This is a genomic window from Ruegeria sp. AP11 (assembly GCF_056535865.1).
Map to the genome: position 1 here is coordinate 1,689,862 of NZ_JBQFJB010000001.1, position 17,639 is coordinate 1,707,500.

At 59.9% G+C, this 17,639-nt stretch carries 15 protein-coding genes and 1 rRNA gene (1 of these 16 running past the window's edge); 7 read left to right on the forward strand and 9 right to left on the reverse strand.

Going from position 1 to position 17,639, the window contains the following annotated elements; genetic code table 11:
• Positions 1-9: 9 nt before the first annotated feature.
• The gene (locus tag ACR3E4_RS08645; RefSeq protein ID WP_480535770.1) at positions 10-2,013 is read left to right on the forward strand and encodes a hydantoinase/oxoprolinase family protein; all 2,004 of its coding nucleotides are present in this window, start codon (positions 10-12) and stop codon (positions 2,011-2,013) included.
• Between the two features lie 24 nt (positions 2,014-2,037).
• Here the strand turns inward: ACR3E4_RS08645 and msrA are convergent, their stop codons facing one another.
• The 7 genes from msrA to ACR3E4_RS08680 form a co-directional block, all read right to left on the reverse strand.
• On the reverse strand, positions 2,038-2,550 hold the full coding sequence (gene msrA / locus ACR3E4_RS08650) for a peptide-methionine (S)-S-oxide reductase MsrA (RefSeq protein ID WP_480535696.1): 513 nt from the start codon (positions 2,548-2,550) through the stop codon (positions 2,038-2,040).
• Entirely contained in the window at positions 2,547-2,996 is a 450-nt protein-coding gene (gene msrB / locus ACR3E4_RS08655; protein WP_480535695.1) for a peptide-methionine (R)-S-oxide reductase MsrB, read from the reverse strand. Before msrB ends, msrA begins: the two co-directional genes overlap by 4 nt.
• 92 nt (positions 2,997-3,088) lie before the next feature.
• Positions 3,089-3,967: a DMT family transporter gene (locus ACR3E4_RS08660; RefSeq protein WP_480535694.1), complete on the reverse strand. Its 879-nt coding sequence runs from the start codon at positions 3,965-3,967 to the stop codon at positions 3,089-3,091.
• 110 nt (positions 3,968-4,077) lie between these two features.
• The gene (locus ACR3E4_RS08665) at positions 4,078-4,365 is read right to left on the reverse strand and encodes an HU family DNA-binding protein (protein WP_480535693.1); all 288 of its coding nucleotides are present in this window, start codon (positions 4,363-4,365) and stop codon (positions 4,078-4,080) included.
• 130 nt (positions 4,366-4,495) lie between these two features.
• Positions 4,496-5,959 carry an AMP nucleosidase gene (locus ACR3E4_RS08670; RefSeq protein ID WP_480535692.1) on the reverse strand — a complete coding sequence of 488 codons (1,464 nt, stop codon included), beginning with the start codon at positions 5,957-5,959 and terminating at the stop codon, positions 4,496-4,498.
• A complete protein-coding gene (gene ade, locus ACR3E4_RS08675; RefSeq protein WP_480535691.1) occupies positions 5,956-7,758 on the reverse strand; it encodes an adenine deaminase in 1,803 nt (600 codons plus the stop codon). The genes ACR3E4_RS08670 and ade overlap by 4 nt, the downstream gene beginning before the upstream one ends.
• Before the next feature lie 166 nt (positions 7,759-7,924).
• Positions 7,925-8,800: a LysR substrate-binding domain-containing protein gene (locus tag ACR3E4_RS08680; RefSeq protein WP_480535689.1), complete on the reverse strand. Its 876-nt coding sequence runs from the start codon at positions 8,798-8,800 to the stop codon at positions 7,925-7,927.
• A 113-nt stretch (positions 8,801-8,913) separates the two neighbouring features.
• Here ACR3E4_RS08680 and ACR3E4_RS08685 point away from each other — a divergent pair, with 113 nt between their 5' ends.
• The gene (locus tag ACR3E4_RS08685; protein WP_480535688.1) at positions 8,914-9,669 is read left to right on the forward strand and encodes a class II aldolase and adducin N-terminal domain-containing protein; all 756 of its coding nucleotides are present in this window, start codon (positions 8,914-8,916) and stop codon (positions 9,667-9,669) included.
• Positions 9,670-9,748: 79 nt separating this feature from the next.
• On the forward strand, positions 9,749-10,741 hold the full coding sequence (locus ACR3E4_RS08690) for a sterol desaturase family protein (RefSeq protein ID WP_480535686.1): 993 nt from the start codon (positions 9,749-9,751) through the stop codon (positions 10,739-10,741).
• 18 nt (positions 10,742-10,759) lie between these two features.
• On the opposite strand, the gene ACR3E4_RS08695 is transcribed toward ACR3E4_RS08690, so the two are convergent.
• Positions 10,760-11,392 (reverse strand): class I SAM-dependent DNA methyltransferase, encoded by a 633-nt coding sequence (locus tag ACR3E4_RS08695; RefSeq protein ID WP_480535685.1) that lies wholly within the window; start codon positions 11,390-11,392, stop codon positions 10,760-10,762.
• An 87-nt stretch (positions 11,393-11,479) separates the two neighbouring features.
• Here ACR3E4_RS08695 and ACR3E4_RS08700 point away from each other — a divergent pair, with 87 nt between their 5' ends.
• Together ACR3E4_RS08700 and ACR3E4_RS08705 are read left to right on the forward strand one after the other, a co-directional pair.
• Entirely contained in the window at positions 11,480-12,322 is an 843-nt protein-coding gene (locus tag ACR3E4_RS08700) for an SDR family oxidoreductase (RefSeq protein WP_480535684.1), read from the forward strand.
• A gap of 69 nt (positions 12,323-12,391) precedes the next feature.
• Positions 12,392-13,375: a glycosyltransferase gene (locus ACR3E4_RS08705; protein WP_480535683.1), complete on the forward strand. Its 984-nt coding sequence runs from the start codon at positions 12,392-12,394 to the stop codon at positions 13,373-13,375.
• On the opposite strand, the gene ACR3E4_RS08710 is transcribed toward ACR3E4_RS08705, so the two are convergent.
• Positions 13,372-14,154: an aldolase/citrate lyase family protein gene (locus ACR3E4_RS08710; protein ID WP_480535682.1), complete on the reverse strand. Its 783-nt coding sequence runs from the start codon at positions 14,152-14,154 to the stop codon at positions 13,372-13,374. The two genes, ACR3E4_RS08705 and ACR3E4_RS08710, sit on opposite strands and share 4 nt — an antisense overlap.
• A gap of 383 nt (positions 14,155-14,537) precedes the next feature.
• Here ACR3E4_RS08710 and katG point away from each other — a divergent pair, with 383 nt between their 5' ends.
• The gene (katG, locus tag ACR3E4_RS08715; protein ID WP_480535680.1) at positions 14,538-16,739 is read left to right on the forward strand and encodes a catalase/peroxidase HPI; all 2,202 of its coding nucleotides are present in this window, start codon (positions 14,538-14,540) and stop codon (positions 16,737-16,739) included.
• Between the two features lie 734 nt (positions 16,740-17,473).
• Positions 17,474-17,639, forward strand: a 16S ribosomal RNA gene (locus ACR3E4_RS08720); it runs 1,295 nt beyond the window's last position.

Below are 17,639 nucleotides of genomic sequence, written 5' to 3' on the forward strand. Positions count from 1 at the left end.
GAGGACCCGATGGCGTTGGCTTTGGGGGTAGATACGGGTGGAACCTATACTGATGCGGTGCTGATCCGGGATGAACGCGAGGTGATCGCCTCGGCCAAATCTCTGACCACGCGGGCGGATCTGGCGATTGGGGTTGGTCGGGCAGTTTCTGCGGTGCTGGAAACGGCTGAGGTTTCGCCGGATCAGATCGGCATGGCGTCCTTGTCGACCACTCTGGCCACTAACGCTCTTGTCGAGGGACAGGGCGGACGCGTGGGGCTGATTTATGTCGGGTTTCGGGAAAGTGATCTGGAAAAGCATGGGCTGAAGGACGCTTTGAAAGGTGATCCGGCCTTGGTGCTGGCTGGCGGGCACAATCATGCAGGCGGTCAGGTGGCAGAGTTGGATATTCCGGCGTTGGAGGCCTTTTTAGACTCTCATAAAAGTATTTCCGGTTATGCGGTCGCCGCGCAGTTTGCCACCAGGAACCCGGCGCATGAATTAGAAGTGGCCCGTGTGATTGCTGAGCGGACGGGTGTTCCGGTGACCTGCTCGCATCACCTGTCGGCCAAGCTGAACGGGCCGAAGCGGGCGGTTACGGCTGTGTTGAATGCGCGATTGATTGGGATGATCGACCGGCTGATTGGGCGGGCACAGGATCAGTTGCACGCGCAGGGTATTACCGCACCGATGATGGTGGTGCGCGGCGACGGCGCGCTGATGAGCGCCGAACAGGCGCGGGAGCGACCTATCGAAACGATTCTGAGTGGCCCCGCAGCCTCGATCGTCGGCGCGCGCTGGTTGACCGAGACCGAGAATGCGCTGGTCTCCGATATTGGGGGTACGACCACCGATGTGGCGCTGATTCGGGATGGGAAACCTGCGATTGACCCGGCTGGCGCGCAGGTTGGCGGCTTCCGAACCATGGTTGAGGCAGTGGCGATGCGCACACATGGACTGGGTGGTGACAGTCAGGTGCATGTGGTGACCGAAGGTTTGGGCGGCGGTGTCTTTCTCGGACCGCGCCGGGTGTTGCCTGTGTCGCTGATTGCGGCCGAGGCCCCGGATGCGGTGCATGCCGCGCTGGATGAGCAGTTGCGCGCCACAACGGTCGGAGAACATGATACACGATTTGCCCGCCGCGTGCCGGGTATCCCTGCCGACGGGGTCGGGCCGCGCGAATCCGTATTGCTGGACAGGTTGGGGGACCGCGTGTTGCCCCTTGACCGGTTGCTGCAGACTCGGATGGAACATGGAGCGCTGAACCGTCTGGTAGATCGCGGGATCGTGCAGGTGTCGGGTGTGACACCCTCGGATGCCAGCCATGTGCTGGGGCGGCTTGAAGACTGGGACAGCTCGGCTGCGCATAAGGCTTTGGAACTGGTTGCGCGCAAGCGGGTCGGATCGGGGGATCGGTTGGCGCAGTCGCCCGAAGCGTTAGCTCAAGTCATTGTCGACCAGTTGACGGATCAGACCGCTTTGACCTTGTTAGAGACTGCTTTTGCCGAGGAAAGCGACGGGTTTGGCCTGCCTGCCAAAGAACTTGCGCGGCATGTTCTGACCCAGCGCGGGTTGGCAAAACATCGTGGACTGGTGGCGATGGATGCGGCGCTGAATGTGGATGTGGTGGGTCTTGGGGCCTCGGCGCCCAGCTATTACCCGGCGGTGGGAAAGCGGCTGCATTGCAACATGATTCTGCCGGAACATGCCGGCGTCGCCAATGCCATCGGTGCGGTTGTCGGACGTTTGACCCTGCGGCGGACCGGTTCCGTTACCTCTCCGGCCGAAGGGCGATTTCGGGTGCATCTGGAAGAAGGGCCGCAGGATTTCTCGGATTCAAACTCTGCCCTGCAATTGCTGGAAGAGGTGTTGCGCGCCGAGGCTGAAGGCGCCGTGCGTGAAGCGGGCGCCGAAGATATTCGCGTGACTGTGGACCGCGACCTGCGCACCGCCAAGGTCGAGGCGCAAGAGGTGTTTGTCGAAGCGCTGATCACTGTTGAGGCCAGCGGCAGACCCCGGGTCGCGGTCGGGTAGCCCCTTGCAGGGCTACCGCTGCATCTATTCAGCCGCGCTGGAACGCTTGGGCAGCACCCAGTCCGGGCGTGGGAAGTGGCAGGTATAGCCGTTCGGGATGCGTTCCAGATAGTCCTGATGCTCAGGCTCGGCTTCCCAGAAATCACCGACCGGTTCGACCTCGGTTACGACCTTGCCCGGCCAGATGCCGCTGGCGGTCACATCGGCAATGGTGTCTTCGGCAACCTGTCTCTGGACATCGTCCACGTAGTAGATGGCCGAGCGATAGCTCATGCCGCGGTCATTGCCCTGGCGGTTTGGGGTGGTGGGGTCGTGGATCTGGAAGAAGAACTCCAGCAGATCGCGATAGGTGATCCGGGACGGGTCAAACCAGATCTCGATCCCCTCGGCATGTGTACCATGGTTGCGATAGGTCGCATTGGGCACGTCACCGCCGGTATAGCCGACGCGGGTGCGTGAGACGCCCGGCAGCTTGCGGATCAGGTCCTGCATACCCCAAAAGCAGCCCCCGGCCAGAACGGCGCGTTCATCGGTCATCGGATTTCCTCCAAATGGATCAGATATTCGCCATAGCCTTCGGCCTCCATCTCGTCGCGATGGATGAACCGCAGCGAGGCGGAATTGATGCAATACCGTAGCCCACCATGTTCGCGCGGGCCATCGGGGAACACGTGGCCCAGATGGCTGTCCCCGTGTTTCGAGCGTACCTCGGTCCGGATCATGCCATGGGTGGTGTCGCGGAATTCTTCCACATGTTCATGGATGATGGGTTTGGTGAAACTGGGCCAGCCGCAGCCTGATTCGTACTTATGCGTCGAGGCAAACAGCGGCTCACCCGAGACGATATCCACGTAGATGCCCGGTTCCTTGTTGTTCAGCAGCTTTCCGGTGCCCGGACGTTCTGTGCCGCTGCGCTGGGTTACGTGGAACTCTTCCGGCGACAGGGCGGCGATGGCGTCGGGGTCCTTGGTATAGCGGGACATGGCTCCTCCGATTCTTATGGTTCGGCCTAGTAAATGGGGTTCTTTCGGCGAAAGCAAAGGCTTGTTACGCCGGCTCGCGCAGACGTGCGCGCTCAGGCCGGTTTGACAGCAGGTTGGCGTGACAGCTGCACAGCCAGAATGCCCAAAGTGGTGATCAGAACTCCGATCGCATCCAGCGGGCCTAGCTTTTCGCCCAGCAAGAGGGCGGCAATGGTGACGCCAAAAACGGGGTTGAGAAAGTGGAAGGTTGCGGCCCGAATAGGTCCGATGCGGTCCAGCAACAAGAACCAGATCAACGTAGCCAGCAGACCGGGGAACAGGGTCGTATAGGTAAATGCCAGCGCGAAGGGCAGGGTGGGACGGATATAAATCGTCTCGAACACAGGTGCCGCAAGGAAGAGGACCGCTGAGCCCACCAGCATTTGCAGGCCGACCACCATCATGAAATTCCCGCCCGACGTAGCCCCGCGCACCGCCAGTGTCGCAAAGGTCAGCGCCAGCGCGCCGATTCCGCAGAGCAGGACGCCAAACAGATCAACACCAGCGCTGATCCGGCTGCTCATGATCAAGGCGACGCCGACAAACCCCGCCAGCAACCCGAGGATGCCCAAGGGGCGCAACCGCTCGCTCAGCAGCAGCCACCCGGCCAGCGCGACCAGCAGCGGCATGGTCGAGGCGATGATCGCGGCCACCGAAGCTTCGACCGTTTGCATGGCATAGAAATTCAGACCCAAATACAGGGCATTTTGGCAAATCCCGAACAGGATCGTTGCGCGCCACTGCGGTCGTGTCAGGTTCCAGGTTTGCCCCATGACGCGTGCAATCGCCACGCCCAGAAGCCCCGAAATCAGGAATCGCAGCGCCAGCGAAAACAGGGGCGAGGCGTCGGCCACAATGATGCGGGCAGAGGTGAAGGCCGAAGACCAGATCAGGGCAAAAACAAGCCCCTTGGCGATGGCGCGCAGATCCAAATCGGCCTCCTGTTTATATCCGGGCGACTGTCACCGGTTTTGGCCCCAACCGCAAGGAAAAGGGGCCGCCCGATGGCGACCCCCTCGATCTTGTGATCAGTCTTCGGCGATTAGCCGTTGACGCTGTCTTTCAGAGCTTTCGCAATGGTCATCTTGACCACCTTGTCGGCTTCTTTCTTGAACTGCTCGCCGGTGGCGGGGTTGCGCACCATGCGCTCGGGGCGCTCGCGGCAGTAGATTTTGCCAACACCGGGCAGGGTGACGGCGCCACCGGCGGAAACTTCGCGGGTGATCAGGCCGGTCATGGCCTCCAGTGCGGAATTCGCGGATTTCTTGTCAGTTCCCATTTCCTCAGCGAGAGCAGCCACCAACTGAGTCTTTGTCATAGGCTTTGCCATTTCTTGGTCTCCTTAACGTGCCCGATAGATAGGGCCTCACCGCGTAACTGTAACGGGATATTGTGGGCGAACACAACGAATAGTAGCGTTGAAAACCCTAAAAATAGGGGGAAAACGTTGCTTTTTTGCTTCAGAGAAAGGCCGTTTCGTCGAAGGAACGCAATTTCCGGCTGTGCAGGCGTTCCAGCGGCATACCGCGCAGATGCTCCATCGCCCGTATTCCGATCGCCAGATGGCGGCTGACCTGTGTTGTATAGAACGCCGATGCCATGCCGGGAAGCTTCAATTCGCCGTGCAGTGGCTTGTCCGAAACACATAGCAACGTGCCGTAAGGGACCCGGAACCGATAGCCGTTGGCTGCAATCGTTGCACTTTCCATATCCAGTGCAATCGCGCGCGACTGGCTGAGGCGTTGTACCGGGCCGGACTGGTCGCGCAATTCCCAGTTGCGGTTGTCGACCGACGCGACGGTGCCGGTGCGCATGATCCGTTTCAACTCATAACCCGCAAGTTCGGTGACCTCGGCCACGGCCTGTTCCAGCGCCACCTGAATCTCGGCCAGTGGCGGGATCGGCACCCAGACCGGCAGATCGTCGTCCAGCACTTTGTCTTCGCGCAGATAGGCATGGGCAAGGACGAAATCGCCCAACGCCTGCGTGTTCCGCAAACCCGCGCAGTGACCCACCATCAGCCAGGCATGGGGGCGCAGCACCGCGATATGGTCTGTCGCGGTTTTGGCATTCGACGGCCCCACACCGATATTGACCAGCGTGATCCCCGACCCATCCGCGCGTTTCAGGTGATAGGTCGGCATCTGCGGCAGTTTCAGCGGCTGTTCAAGGACGCCATCCGGGTCGGTGATCTCGGCATTCCCAGTCGAGACAAAGCTGGTATAGCCGCTCTCGGGATCTGCCAATTGCGCCCGGGCGTAGTTTTCAAATTCCGAGACATAGAACTGGTAGTTGGTGAACAGCACGTGGTTCTGGAAGTGGTTCGGATCGGTCGCCGTATAATGCGACAGTCGCGCCAGCGAATAATCCACCCGTTGCGCTGTGAACAGGGCCAGCGGGCCAATCTCGTCCTCGGTATCGTATACGCCATTGACGATGTCGTCATTGGTGGTGGTCAGATCCGGCACGTCGAACACATCGCGCAGGGTGAACCCGGCAGCCCCCTGATGCGGCACGATAAGATCGGGGTTGTTGGCCACTGCAAAATGCACCGGGATCGGCGTATCCGAGGCCCCGATCGTCACCGGCTGATCGTGGTTCTTGATCAACAGCGCGATTTGCTGGGTCAGATAAGACCGGAACAGATCGGGACGCGTGACGGTGGTGACATGAGTTCCGGGCTCGGACACATGTCCAAAACTCAGACGGCTGTCGACCTGCGCATAGGACGCCGTTTTGATGCGAATTTCCGGGTAATAGGCTCTGAATCGCTCGGCCGGGGCGTCGCCCTCCATGGCCTTGGCAAAGCTGTCGCACAGGAACCTGGTCGCCAGATCATAGAGCTGTTCAAGGCGGGCGACGGCTGCGACCGGATCGGTGAATTTTTCAGGTGTCGGAACGTCGGGTGTTCTTATGATTGTCATGCAAGGGGTTCCAGAAGGTCAATCTTTTCAAATGTGCGCACATCCACCAACCCAAGGTCCGAGATCCGCAATTCAGGGATCACCACGAGGGCCAGAAGAGAGTGCTGCATATAGGCGTTGTTCAACTGACAGCCGCAGGCCTGCATCGCCGCAACCATCTGTTCCGCCTTGGCGGCAACCTCGGTGGCAGGGCTGTCGGACATCAGGCCGGCAATGGGCAGTTCCACCAAAGCCAGTCCTTCACCGTCGCGGAATATAGTAATGCCACCACCCACCTCGGCCAAACGATTGGCGGCCAAGGCCATTTGTTCGCGATCGGTGCCGACAACGATCATGTGGTGGCTGTCATGCGCCACGGTCGAGGCCATGGCCATCCTGCCCTCATATCCAAAGCCCGAAACAAAGGCATTCGTTACCCCGCCCGTTGCCCGGTGCCGCTCGACCAGCGCAATCTGGCATACGTCGCCTTCCCCTTCGACCAGACCGCCGATGATTGGCAACTCGGCCTTCAGGGCCTTGGTCGGGGCCTGATTTTCCACCACGCCGATGACGTTGGCCTGGACCCGGTTGGCCCCGGCGGGGGCGTTGATCTCAAAATCCGTTTCAGTCAGTTGGTGGCCAAGATGCACGGTGTTGCGGGCTGAGTCGGGCCAATCCAGGTGCGGGCAATCTACGGTGATCACGCCGTTCTCGGCCACGACCTGACCGCGCGCAATCACCACCTCGATGGGCAATTCAGACAGATCAGAGCTTAGGATCACATCCGCACGCCGCCCGGGCGTGATTGAGCCGATCTCACGTTCAAGCCCGAAATGGGTGGCGGTGTTGATCGTGGCCATCTGCAGCGCGATCAGGGGATCGCAACCGCACGCGATGGCGTGGCGCACGACCCGGTTCATGTGGCCGTCATTCACCAGCGTGCCGGAATGGCAATCATCCGTACACAGGATAAAGCCGCGCGGATCGAGTCCCTTCTCGGTCACTGCGGTGATCTGGCTTTCCACGTCATACCAGGCTGAACCCAGCCGCATCATCGACCGCATGCCCTGCCTGACCCGTGCAATGGCGTCGGCTTCGCAGGTGCCCTCATGATCATCCGCAGGACCACCTGCCACATAAGCAGCGAAGTCAGACCCTAAATCAGGCGAGGCATAGTGTCCGCCCACGGTTTTGCCCGCCCGTTGGGTTGCCGCGATTTCCGCCAGCATCTTCGGATCGCCATGGATCACACCGGGGAAATTCATCATCTCCCCCAGTCCGACGATGCCGGGCCAGCTCATCGCCTCGGCCACATCTTCAGGGGTGATCTTATAGCCCGTCGTTTCAAGCCCCGGCGCCGATGGCGCGCACGAGGGCATCTGCGTGAAGATATTCACCGGCTGCATCAGCGCCTCGTCATGCATCATCCGCACACCGTCCAGCCCCAGCACATTGGCAATCTCGTGCGGATCTGTGAACATCGAGGTCGTACCATGCGGGGTCACGGCGCGGGCGAATTCGGCAGGGGTCAGCATGCCGGATTCAATATGCATGTGTCCGTCGCACAGGCCGGGGATCATAAAGCGGCCCTTCGCCTCGATGACCTGTGTATCGGGGCCGGTGCAATGCGCGGCGTCAGGCCCGACATAGGCCACACGCCCGGCGGCAATCGCAACATCATGATCCGGCAGCAATTCACGCGTATGCACATTCACCCAGGTCCCGCCACGGATGACCATATCGGCGGCCTCGCGGCCTGCAGCAACGGCGATGAGACGGGGGGCGGTATCGGGCCAGCTTGGGAAAGTCTTATGTTCCATGGCCCAACTTTCCCGAATGCGGCGGAAGGTGCAACCCCTGCCAGCCGGGTATCATAAAATCATCACAAACCGAATTTCAGGATTGATTGCAGCGCGTCAGCGCTGCCACGCCCAACCAGCGGAGATGCCCCGCAGGGGCCTCGACGATGGGCGGGAGCACGCTGCCTCATGCCTGAACATCTGCTGCAATCTCGGCTCGCAGCCACTCGGCAAAGGCGATGGCGCCGGGGTTTTCTTCGGCCTGAGGTGATAGCAACAGGTAATACGCCTCGGGCATTTCGGCGCGGTGAGAGAACGGGGCGATCAGCCTGCCTTGTTCGATCAGATGTTGCGCGATGGTGTCGTGGGCCAGACACAGCCCTCCGCCCGCCATGGCGATGGACATGCTGACCAGATAGGTTGTCGCATAGGTAATCTGCGGTTTCCCCCAGTTTAGACCCTGTTCTTCGGCCCAGTTTGCCCAGTTCGACAGCAAATTCGAGCAATCGAACAAAGGCAGTTGCTGCAGATCGTCCATCGATACCGGAAAATCCGGCGCGCAGACCGGATAGTAATGATCCGTCCGCAACAACTCGGTCCGCACCGTATCAGCAGGGCGCAGGGAATAGCGGATTTCAACCGCCGCTCCCTGGGCCATTTCGCGTGGCTCCCAGAGCTCGGTGAAGATGCTCAGATGCACCTCGGGATGCTGCGCGCGAAATCGGGGCAGGCGGGGTGACAGCCAATTGACCGCAAAGCTGATGTTGCTTTGCACCTGCACGGTATTTTGCTGCGCGCCCGTCACCGCCTGAGTACCACGCACAAGCGTTCGAAACGCTTCGCGCACGACCGGCAGATAGGTGATGCCTGCCTCGGTCAGTTCCAGCGCGCGGGGACGGCGCCGGAACAAGGGCTGCCCCAGATACCCTTCCAGCGATTTGATCTGCTGGCTGACCGCGCTCTGGGTCATGTTCAGATCGCGCGCGGCACCGGTAAAGGAAAGGTGTCTGGCTGCGGCCTCGAACGTGCGCAGCCAACCCAACGGAGGAAGCTGTTTCTGCATCTGCATAACCTTGCCATTAGTTTGGCTAATGCAATAGGCGCGTTTTTTTCGTTGGTCAAACCGTCGCGGAGCAGGCACGATTTTCCGAACCTCTTGCCTTTAAGGAGCCCGACATGAGCGTCACCAACCTGCGCCCCAATATGGATCACTGGCCTGAACGCGTCGACATGGCTGCCGCCTTTCGCTGGACCGAGCGGCTGAACATGCATGAGGGTGTGGCCAATCATTTCAGCCTTGCTGTGAATCCCGAAGGCACGCAGTTCCTGATGAATGCCAACCAGATGCATTTCTCGCGTGTAAAGGCGTCGAACCTGCTGGTGCTGGATGCCAATGACGCCGGGGTGATGGATCAGCCGGGCGCGCCGGACCCAACGGCCTGGGGGTTGCATGGCTCGATCCATCGTCATTGTCCTCATGCGCGCTGCGTCATGCATGTTCATTCGATCTTTGCCACGGTGCTGGCGTCGCTGGCGGACAGCACCCTGCCGCCGATCGATCAGAACACCGCCACGTTCTACAACCGATATGTCATCGATGAAGAGTTCGGAGGGCTGGCGTTTGAAAGCGAAGGTGAACGCTGCGCCTCGATGCTGTCTGACCCGAAGAAAAAGGTGATGATCATGGGCAATCACGGGGTTCTGGTGATCGGCGACAGCCCCGCAGATGCCTTTAACAGGCTCTATTATTTTGAACGGGCGGCAGAAACATACATTCGCGCGCTTCAAACAGGGCAGCCACTGCGCGCGCTGTCCGATGAGATCGCCGAGAAGACGGCGCAGGAGCTGGATGACTATCCCGGACAGGCCGAGGCGCACCTGCGCGAGATCAAATCCGTTCTGGATGCCGAAGGCTCGGACTACGCCACCTGATCAAAGGCTGAACCGTTAGTCGTTCATCCCTGAGCGGAGGTCTCTCCGCTCGGCCCGCTGATGCATAGGAAATTCTGACGTGACCGATAATCCTCAGATGCAAGACATGAGCCGCGAGTGGAATTACCACCCGGAGTTGCCCCTGCATAACCCGTCCATATTCCAGTGGCCGCCGCGCCCGGCCTATCTGGCGGGGTGGCTGGCCCGCAACTGGTTGACGCTCAGTGAACGAGTGCTGATGCTGGGTCTCGCCGTACTGCTTTGGGCCGTCTTTTACCCGCCGCTGGCAGAAGCCCAGAGCTTTGCCTTTGGGTGGATCTTCCGGATCTGGCTGGTGAACTTTGTCATGATCTTTGCGGTGACCGGCGGGTTGCACTGGTATTTCTACATGCGCAAGGCGCAGGGAAAGAAGCTGAAGTTCGAGCGGCGCGATCAGGGCAAGAACAACAAGCTTTGGGATTTCAGCGATCAGGTGCTGGACAATATGTTCTGGTCGCTGGGTTCAGGCGTATTGCAACTGACGGGGTTTCAGGCGGTCACCATGTGGCTGATGGCCAACGGCTACGCTCCGGTCATTACCTTTGCCGAGAACCCGGTTTGGTTTCTCTTGTGGCTCGTCCTGATCCCGATGTGGTCGGCCTTTCACTTCTATTGGGTGCATCGGCTGCTGCATCAGCCATTTCTGTACAAGAAGGTTCACAGCCTGCACCACCGGAACGTGAATATTGGCCCCTGGTCCGGATTCTCGATGCACCCGGTCGAGCATTTCTTCTACCTGACCACCCTGTGCATTCATTGGATCGTGCCTTCGCATCCGATCCACCTGTATTTTCACATCGTGTTTCAGGGTCCGGGTGCGGCGATGACCCATACAGGGTACGAAGACCTGCTGATCAAGGACAAAAAGCGGTTGGCGCTGGGCACTTTCTATCACCAGCTTCATCACCGGTATTACGAATGCAACTATGGCAATCAGGAAATGCCGTGGGACCGCTGGTTCGGTACTTTCCATGATGGCTCGCCCGAGGCGACCGCGGAGACCCGCGCGCGGAAGAAGCGGATGTTCGGATAATTCTGCGATGGCGGGATGCTAGCGGCGTTCGAACAGGGCGATGAAGGCTGTATCGTTCTGGTTCGGGCCCGCGGCCAGCTCGCCGTAGATTCGAACCTCGGGCAGAGACAGGTTGATGATCCGATCCTCTTCAAGATGTCGGAAAGCCTCGGCAAACCCCATCGTTTCAAAGTGCTTGGCGTTGATCGACAGGGCAAATTGCGCTCCGGGGCGGGCGACGCGCAGCAAGGCGGGCAGCACCTCGGGGCCCAGATGGCCGTGGGTGAAGGTGCCCGAGGAGACGACGCCCGCGTAGCTTTCGCGCGGGACCGGAAGGCCATCGTTCAGGTCGGCTTCGATCGCATCGCGATAGATATCCTTGCGCATCGCCTGATCCAGCATTTCGCCGCTGATATCGGTGGCATCGATCGGCCCAACGCCCAACCCGGCCAGAATGCCGCCGCACAGCCCGGTACCCGCTCCGACGTCCAGAACCGGGCCTTGCCCTCCGGCGCCGACAAAGGCGCGGGCCGTGTGGATGTACAACTGGTAATCTTCCAGCGCGGCAAACCCGTCATCGTAATCCCCTGCCCATTCCGCATAGAGGCGCTTGTTGTCCTCGGGTGATTTCAATGCGTAAGCGGCGCGCAGGTTTGGGGTTTTGTCACTCATACATCAATGAATGCGCATCTCAGGATTCGAATCAAGTGCGTCCATCCGGCGCTTGCATCCCTGCGGCGGGCGGACCATCAAAGGGGCATGACACAATGTTTATTCTCCTTCGGTCACGGCTATTCGGCCCGCGCCATGTCGAAACAGCTGGACCCGAAAGCCTGGCGCATCATCGGGACCACGCGAGATGACAGCCAGCTTGGGACGATCCGTGCCTCTGGCGCAGAACCACGTGTCTGGCCCGGAGAGACGCCCGATCTGGACGGCGTAACCCATCTGCTGATCTCTACCGCGCCCAACGCCGGCGGAGACCCGGTGCTGGCGCAGCTTGGCGATGAAATCGCGGCCCGCGCCGGACAGTTTCAATGGGTCGGGTATTTGTCGACAACGGCGGTCTATGGCGATCATCAGGGTGGTTGGGTGGACGAAACCACACCCGCCACCCCCACGGCGGAACGCGGCCGCTGGCGCATGCTGGCCGAGAACCAGTGGGCCCAGATTCCCGGCCTGCCGCTGCACATATTCCGGCTGGCGGGGATCTACGGGCCGGGGCGGGGGCCGTTTTCAAAGCTCAAACGCGGTGGCCTGCGGCGTATCATCAAGCCTGGGCAGGTGTTTTCGCGTATCCACGTGGATGACATCGCGCAGGTTCTGATCGCTTCGATGGCGCGGCCCAATCCGGGGGCGATTTATAACGTCTGCGATGATGAGCCGGTCCCACCGCAGGACGTCATTGGCTATGCCGCTGAGTTACAGGGTCTGCCGATGCCGCCCGCCGTGTCGTTCGATGAGGCTGATCTGACCCCGATGGCACGCAGTTTCTATAATGAAAACAAGCGTGTCCGGAATGATCGGATCAAATCCGAACTGGGCGTCTCGCTGCTCTATCCCAACTACCGCGTCGGGTTGGAGGCTTTGATGCAGCAGTAGCAGCACAATACGGTTGCGACCGGGCGCTGAACCTTGTCAACAAAGCGCTGCGGGTTGTAAGGGGGTCCGATGGATGACCGCTCTGCCCACCTCAAGATCACCGTGTCGACGCTGACCCGTCAGCGTCCCGAGATGTTGGCGGCGCTGATCCAAAGCTGGGGAAAAATGGTTCTGCCGCCGGATTGTTCCGTCCGCTGCCTGGTGGTCGAGAATGACGCCGCGCCCAATAGTGAATCCACGGTACGTGCGGTGGGTGAGTTCCTGCCCAACGGCGCTGCGCTGGATTATATGCTGGAAACCGAACCCGGAATCCCGTTTGGGCGCAACCGCGCTGCGCGCGAAGCGCTGGCGCAGGGGTCCGATCTGCTCTGCTTTGTGGATGATGACGAGGTCGTGGCCCCCGATTGGCTGGAGCGTCTGGTCGCCGGGTACCGGACAAGCGCGGCGGTTTTGCTGGGCGCTCCGCTTCGGGCGGCGGGGCCGTCAGGTGAAGAAACCGCGCTGCAACGGTTGATGCTGCGCAATATCAGCAATCGCTATCTCGACAAGGAACGCGCCGCAGCCAGGAAGGCCAGCCTAAATGACACGGGCGGGGTGACCATCGTTACCAACAACTGGTTGGGCGAAACGCGACTGTTCAGCGAAACCTGTCTGTGGTTCGACGAGGCCATGCGCATGACCGGCGGTACGGATGCCAAGTTTTATGCTGAAACAGTGGCGGCCGGATTGCCGGTGGGCTGGGTCGCGGACGCGTTTGTGTACGAAACCATTCCACCAGCAAGGCTGTCATTCTGGTATCAGGCCGCGCGCGGGCGGGATCAGGCCAACACCCATATGCGGCGTAAATTGGATCAGAAACCAGTGCGCGCCGTGATCGGGTTTCTCAGTGCTCCGTTCCGGTTGGTGACGCTGTTGGTGCTGATGCTGCTGTTCCCGTTTCAGCCGGACCGACGACTGATCCAGATCGCCCGCACCGCCGGTTGGCTGGTGGGTGTTCTGGGCATTCCGTTCGGGTATAAATCAGCGCTGTATAAGAAAGTAAGCGGACATTAGTCCCCAAGCAGGCGTTTGCGAGCATCGTCTGCCTCGGACCGCATCGCATTGGCAAACAGAATCACATCAATCGCCGTAGCCAGGAAGGTCACGCCCAGCTCAGCGCAGCGTTTCTGCATATTCGGATCAAGGGTCAGGATGCCGGCCGCTTTGCCAGCTTTCACAATCCGGTCCAGCGCATCCACGATTGCGGCGTCCACATCGGGGTGATCGGCATTGCCGATATGGCCCAGATCGGCGGCCAGATCCGCAGGTCCGATGAAAACCCCGTCCACACCTTCGACCGCCAGAATATCGTCCAGCGCCGCAAGCCCTGCTCGGTTTTCGACCTGTACCAGCAGGCAAATCTGGTCATCCGCAGTCTGCAGATAATCAGGAATGGCCGAGAATTTCGAGACCCGCGCAAGCCCCGCGCCCACACCGCGCGCGCCATTCGGCGGGTAAGTCACGGCGCGGACAAGTTCGCGGGCCTGTTCAGCGCTTTCGACCATCGGGATCAGCAGCGTTTGCGCGCCTGCATCCAGCACCTGCTTGATCATCCAGGTTTCACCAATCGGCAGGCGGACCGCTGCGTGCGCATCCGAGGCCTGAATGATCTGCAACTGCCCGAGGATCGAGCGCAGGTCATTGGGCGCGTGTTCGCCATCGATCAACAGCCAGTCGAAACGGGCGGTTGCCGCGATCTCGGCAGCATATGTGTCGGCCAGACCCAGCCAGCAGCCCAATTGCAGGCGTCTATCCTTGAGAGCTTGCTTGAAGGTATTTGTCGGTGCTGGCATCGATCTCTCTCCCTTATGCTATAGCGGTGTAGAGATTTCCGCCGCCTGCCTCAACGCATGTTTCCTTCAGGCTCGCGATCGTGTCGGCCCAGGTACTATTAACGTGGTACGGCGATGATGCTGTTTTCTTGGAAGCGATAGGTTTTAGTTATTAAAATCATCAAAAAACAAAACTTATTTGCATGGCGTAGATTTGCTACATCTACGCCAAGACAGAAAAGATTGAGTCGTTAATGCAATTTTCCAGAAAGAAGGCAGGGCAGACCGGCAAAACGCTGCGCGATGCCCGGACCGGGGAAGCCCGCAAAGACACTCATGACCCCTGTTTCTCGTACCAGAGTTAACCGCGCGACGCACACTTACAGCCAGGACTGGAGATCGATATGGACGGAAGTGATACCCCCAACACGGGCAAATGCCCGGTAATGCATGGCGCCGAGGCCCGGACCAACCGGGATTGGTGGCCGAACCAACTGAACCTTTCGATCCTCCATCAGCACGGGGCCGCCTCGAACCCGATGGGTGAAGCATTCGATTATGCGGAAGCGTTCAAATCGCTCGACCTGAAAGCGCTGAAGGATGACCTTTACGCGCTGATGACCGACTCGCAGGATTGGTGGCCTGCGGATTATGGCCACTATGGCGGTCTGTTCATCCGCATGGCCTGGCACGCAGCGGGCACCTACCGGACGGCGGATGGCCGTGGCGGTGCGTCGACCGGTAACCAGCGTTTCGCGCCGCTGAACAGCTGGCCGGATAACGGCAACCTGGACAAGGCGCGTCGTCTGCTCTGGCCGATCAAGCAGAAATACGGCAACCAGATCTCCTGGGCCGACCTGTATATTCTGGCGGGCAACTGCGCCATCGAATCCATGGGCGGCAAGACCTTTGGCTTCTCGGGTGGCCGCGAAGATATCTGGGCGCCTGAGGAAGACATCTATTGGGGGGCCGAGACGGATTGGCTGGCGCCGACCGATAACCCGCACAGCCGCTATTCGGGCGAACGTGATCTGGAAAACCCGCTGGCCGCCGTGCAGATGGGCCTGATCTATGTGAACCCCGAAGGCCCTGATGGTGAGCCGAACGTATTGGCATCGGGCCGCGACATCCGCGACACGTTTGGCCGGATGGCCATGAATGACGAGGAAACGGTGGCTCTGGTCGCCGGTGGTCACACCTTCGGTAAAGCGCACGGTGCGGGCGATCCGGCTCTGGTCGGCCCCGAACCCGAAGCTGCCCCGATCGAGGCGATGGGCTTTGGCTGGATCAACGATTTCGGCAGCGGCAAGGGTGACGACACCACGACCTCGGGGATCGAGGGCGCATGGACCGCGAACCCGATCAAATGGGATAACGGCTATTTCGACCTGCTGTTCGGCTATGACTGGAACCTGACCAAAAGCCCCTCGGGCGCGTGGATCTGGGAACCGGTCGGCGTGAAAGACGAGGACATGGCCCCGGCGGCGCATGATCCGTCCAAGAAGGTCAAAACCATGATGACCACCGCCGACATGGCGATGCGCATGGACCCGATCTATGGCCCGATCTCGAAACGCTTCCACGAAAACCCGGAAGAGTTCGCCGATGCCTTCGCCCGCGCCTGGTTCAAACTGACTCACCGCGACATGGGTCCGCGGGCGCGCTATTTGGGTGCCGAGGCGCCCAGCGAAGAGTTGCTGTGGCAGGACAACGTTCCGGCCGTGGATCATGAACTGATTGACGATGCAGATGCGGCGGATCTGAAATCCAAGATTCTCGCAACCGGGCTTTCGGTCTCTGAACTCGTTTCGACCGCATGGGCTTCGGCCTCGACCTTCCGCGGGTCTGACATGCGTGGCGGTGCCAACGGTGCGCGCGTTCGTCTTGCCCCGCAGCAAGACTGGGATGTCAACGAACCGCTGAAACTGTCCAAAGCGCTGGAGGCGCTGGAAGGCGTTCAGAAAGCGTTCAATGACGCGCAGTCCGGCGGCAAAAAGGTGTCGCTGGCTGATGTCATCGTCCTGGGTGGCGCGGCGGCCATCGAACAGGCTGCCAAAGCTGCGGGTCACGAGGTGGATGTGCCTTTCGCTCCGGGCCGCACCGATGCCTCGCAAGAGCAGACGGATGTCGCGTCTTTCGCGGTGATGGAACCCATTGCCGACGGTTTCCGCAATTACCTGCGCAAGGAATACTCGGTCCCGGCCGAGGCCCTGCTGGTGGACAAGGCGCAACTGCTGACGCTTTCGGCGCCGGAAATGACGGCGCTTGTCGGAGGGATGCGCGTGTTGGGTGCGAACTTCGGCGGCACGTCTCATGGTGTGCTCACGGACCGGGTCGGAACGCTCAGCACCGATTTCTTCGTGAACCTGCTGGATATGAGCACTGAATGGAAACCGTCCGGTGACGGAGTCTATGAAGGTCGCGATCGCAGCAGTGGAGAGGTGAAGTGGACCGGCACCCGTGTCGATCTGGTCTTCGGCTCGAATTCGCAGCTGCGGGCGCTGGCCGAGGTCTATGGTCAGGACGATGCGGGCGGTAAGTTTGTCTGCGATTTCGTCTCGGCCTGGAACAAGGTGATGAATGCGGATCGTTTTGATCTGAGCTGATCACCCCGCCACTCACAAAATGACGCCGCCTTGGGAAACCCTGGCGGCGTTTTTCACGTCCGAGTCTGCGAGGCAGAACACGATTCCACCTGATTGTCCGGTCTTGAGCGATTCAAGGGGGCCATCAGCAGCCTCTGGGGGTGGGTGAAAGCCTGAATTATGAAGGTAACCCTTTGTTTTTATTAAGAGTGAGAAGAAACTGACCGGAAAATTGAAGTTTTTTCAAAATGGGGGTTGCAGGTCCCAGACCTAATCCGTAAATACCCCTTCACCGGCGCTGCTGAGGCGGTGTTGACGGGTCGGAGAGACGGCCTGACGGACTGGAAAGACGGTTGAGACGCATCGGAGAGACGGTGGGCATCTTGGGTTAGGGTTTAGGCGGTTGCGCTAAGGGATTGGCGTTGCGGTCTGGTTTTTGGCTCTGGGTGTTTGTTCTTTGACATTGATGGATAACTGAAGAGATATGTGGGCGGTTTGGTTCGTTTCGACGGATTGGATGTCTGTATATCGCGCTGGTAGGGGTGAATGTCCCGATGACCAGTGTCAGCTTCACTGTTTGAGTGGTTCACTGATTTCTTAGGAGATCTGTGTACATCAAACAGATGACTTTTAGTGCGTTCTCTGGCCTAGCCGGGTTGGGGGAAGCTTATTCGCGCTCAAGTAGCCGAATAGGCGGTAGCGCACTAAAGATGTGCAGAGGTTCGAACGTCAAGGATAGTGCAGCAATGTGCTTTCAACTTGAGAGTTTGATCCTGGCTCAGAACGAACGCTGGCGGCAGGCCTAACACATGCAAGTCGAGCGCGCCTTTCGGGGTGAGCGGCGGACGGGTTAGTAACGCGTGGGAATATGCCCTTTGGTACGGAATAGCCTCTGGAAACGGAGAGTAATACCGTATGAGC

What these genes read in the sequence shown, in the direction of transcription:
- ACR3E4_RS08695 (WP_480535685.1), bottom strand. Translation starts at nt 11,392, where the DNA reads ATGAGTGACAAAACCCCAAACCTGCGCGCCGCTTACGCATTGAAATCA.
- ACR3E4_RS08670 (WP_480535692.1), bottom strand. Translation starts at nt 5,959, where the DNA reads ATGACAATCATAAGAACACCCGACGTTCCGACACCTGAAAAATTCACC.
- ACR3E4_RS08685 (WP_480535688.1), top strand. Translation starts at nt 8,914, where the DNA reads ATGAGCGTCACCAACCTGCGCCCCAATATGGATCACTGGCCTGAACGC.
- msrB (WP_480535695.1), bottom strand. Translation starts at nt 2,996, where the DNA reads ATGTCCCGCTATACCAAGGACCCCGACGCCATCGCCGCCCTGTCGCCG.
- msrA (WP_480535696.1), bottom strand. Translation starts at nt 2,550, where the DNA reads ATGACCGATGAACGCGCCGTTCTGGCCGGGGGCTGCTTTTGGGGTATG.
- ACR3E4_RS08680 (WP_480535689.1), bottom strand. Translation starts at nt 8,800, where the DNA reads ATGCAGAAACAGCTTCCTCCGTTGGGTTGGCTGCGCACGTTCGAGGCC.
- katG (WP_480535680.1), top strand. Translation starts at nt 14,538, where the DNA reads ATGGACGGAAGTGATACCCCCAACACGGGCAAATGCCCGGTAATGCAT.
- ACR3E4_RS08700 (WP_480535684.1), top strand. Translation starts at nt 11,480, where the DNA reads ATGACACAATGTTTATTCTCCTTCGGTCACGGCTATTCGGCCCGCGCC.
- ACR3E4_RS08665 (WP_480535693.1), bottom strand. Translation starts at nt 4,365, where the DNA reads ATGGCAAAGCCTATGACAAAGACTCAGTTGGTGGCTGCTCTCGCTGAG.
- ACR3E4_RS08710 (WP_480535682.1), bottom strand. Translation starts at nt 14,154, where the DNA reads ATGCCAGCACCGACAAATACCTTCAAGCAAGCTCTCAAGGATAGACGC.
- ade (WP_480535691.1), bottom strand. Translation starts at nt 7,758, where the DNA reads ATGGAACATAAGACTTTCCCAAGCTGGCCCGATACCGCCCCCCGTCTC.
- ACR3E4_RS08645 (WP_480535770.1), top strand. Translation starts at nt 10, where the DNA reads ATGGCGTTGGCTTTGGGGGTAGATACGGGTGGAACCTATACTGATGCG.
- ACR3E4_RS08705 (WP_480535683.1), top strand. Translation starts at nt 12,392, where the DNA reads ATGGATGACCGCTCTGCCCACCTCAAGATCACCGTGTCGACGCTGACC.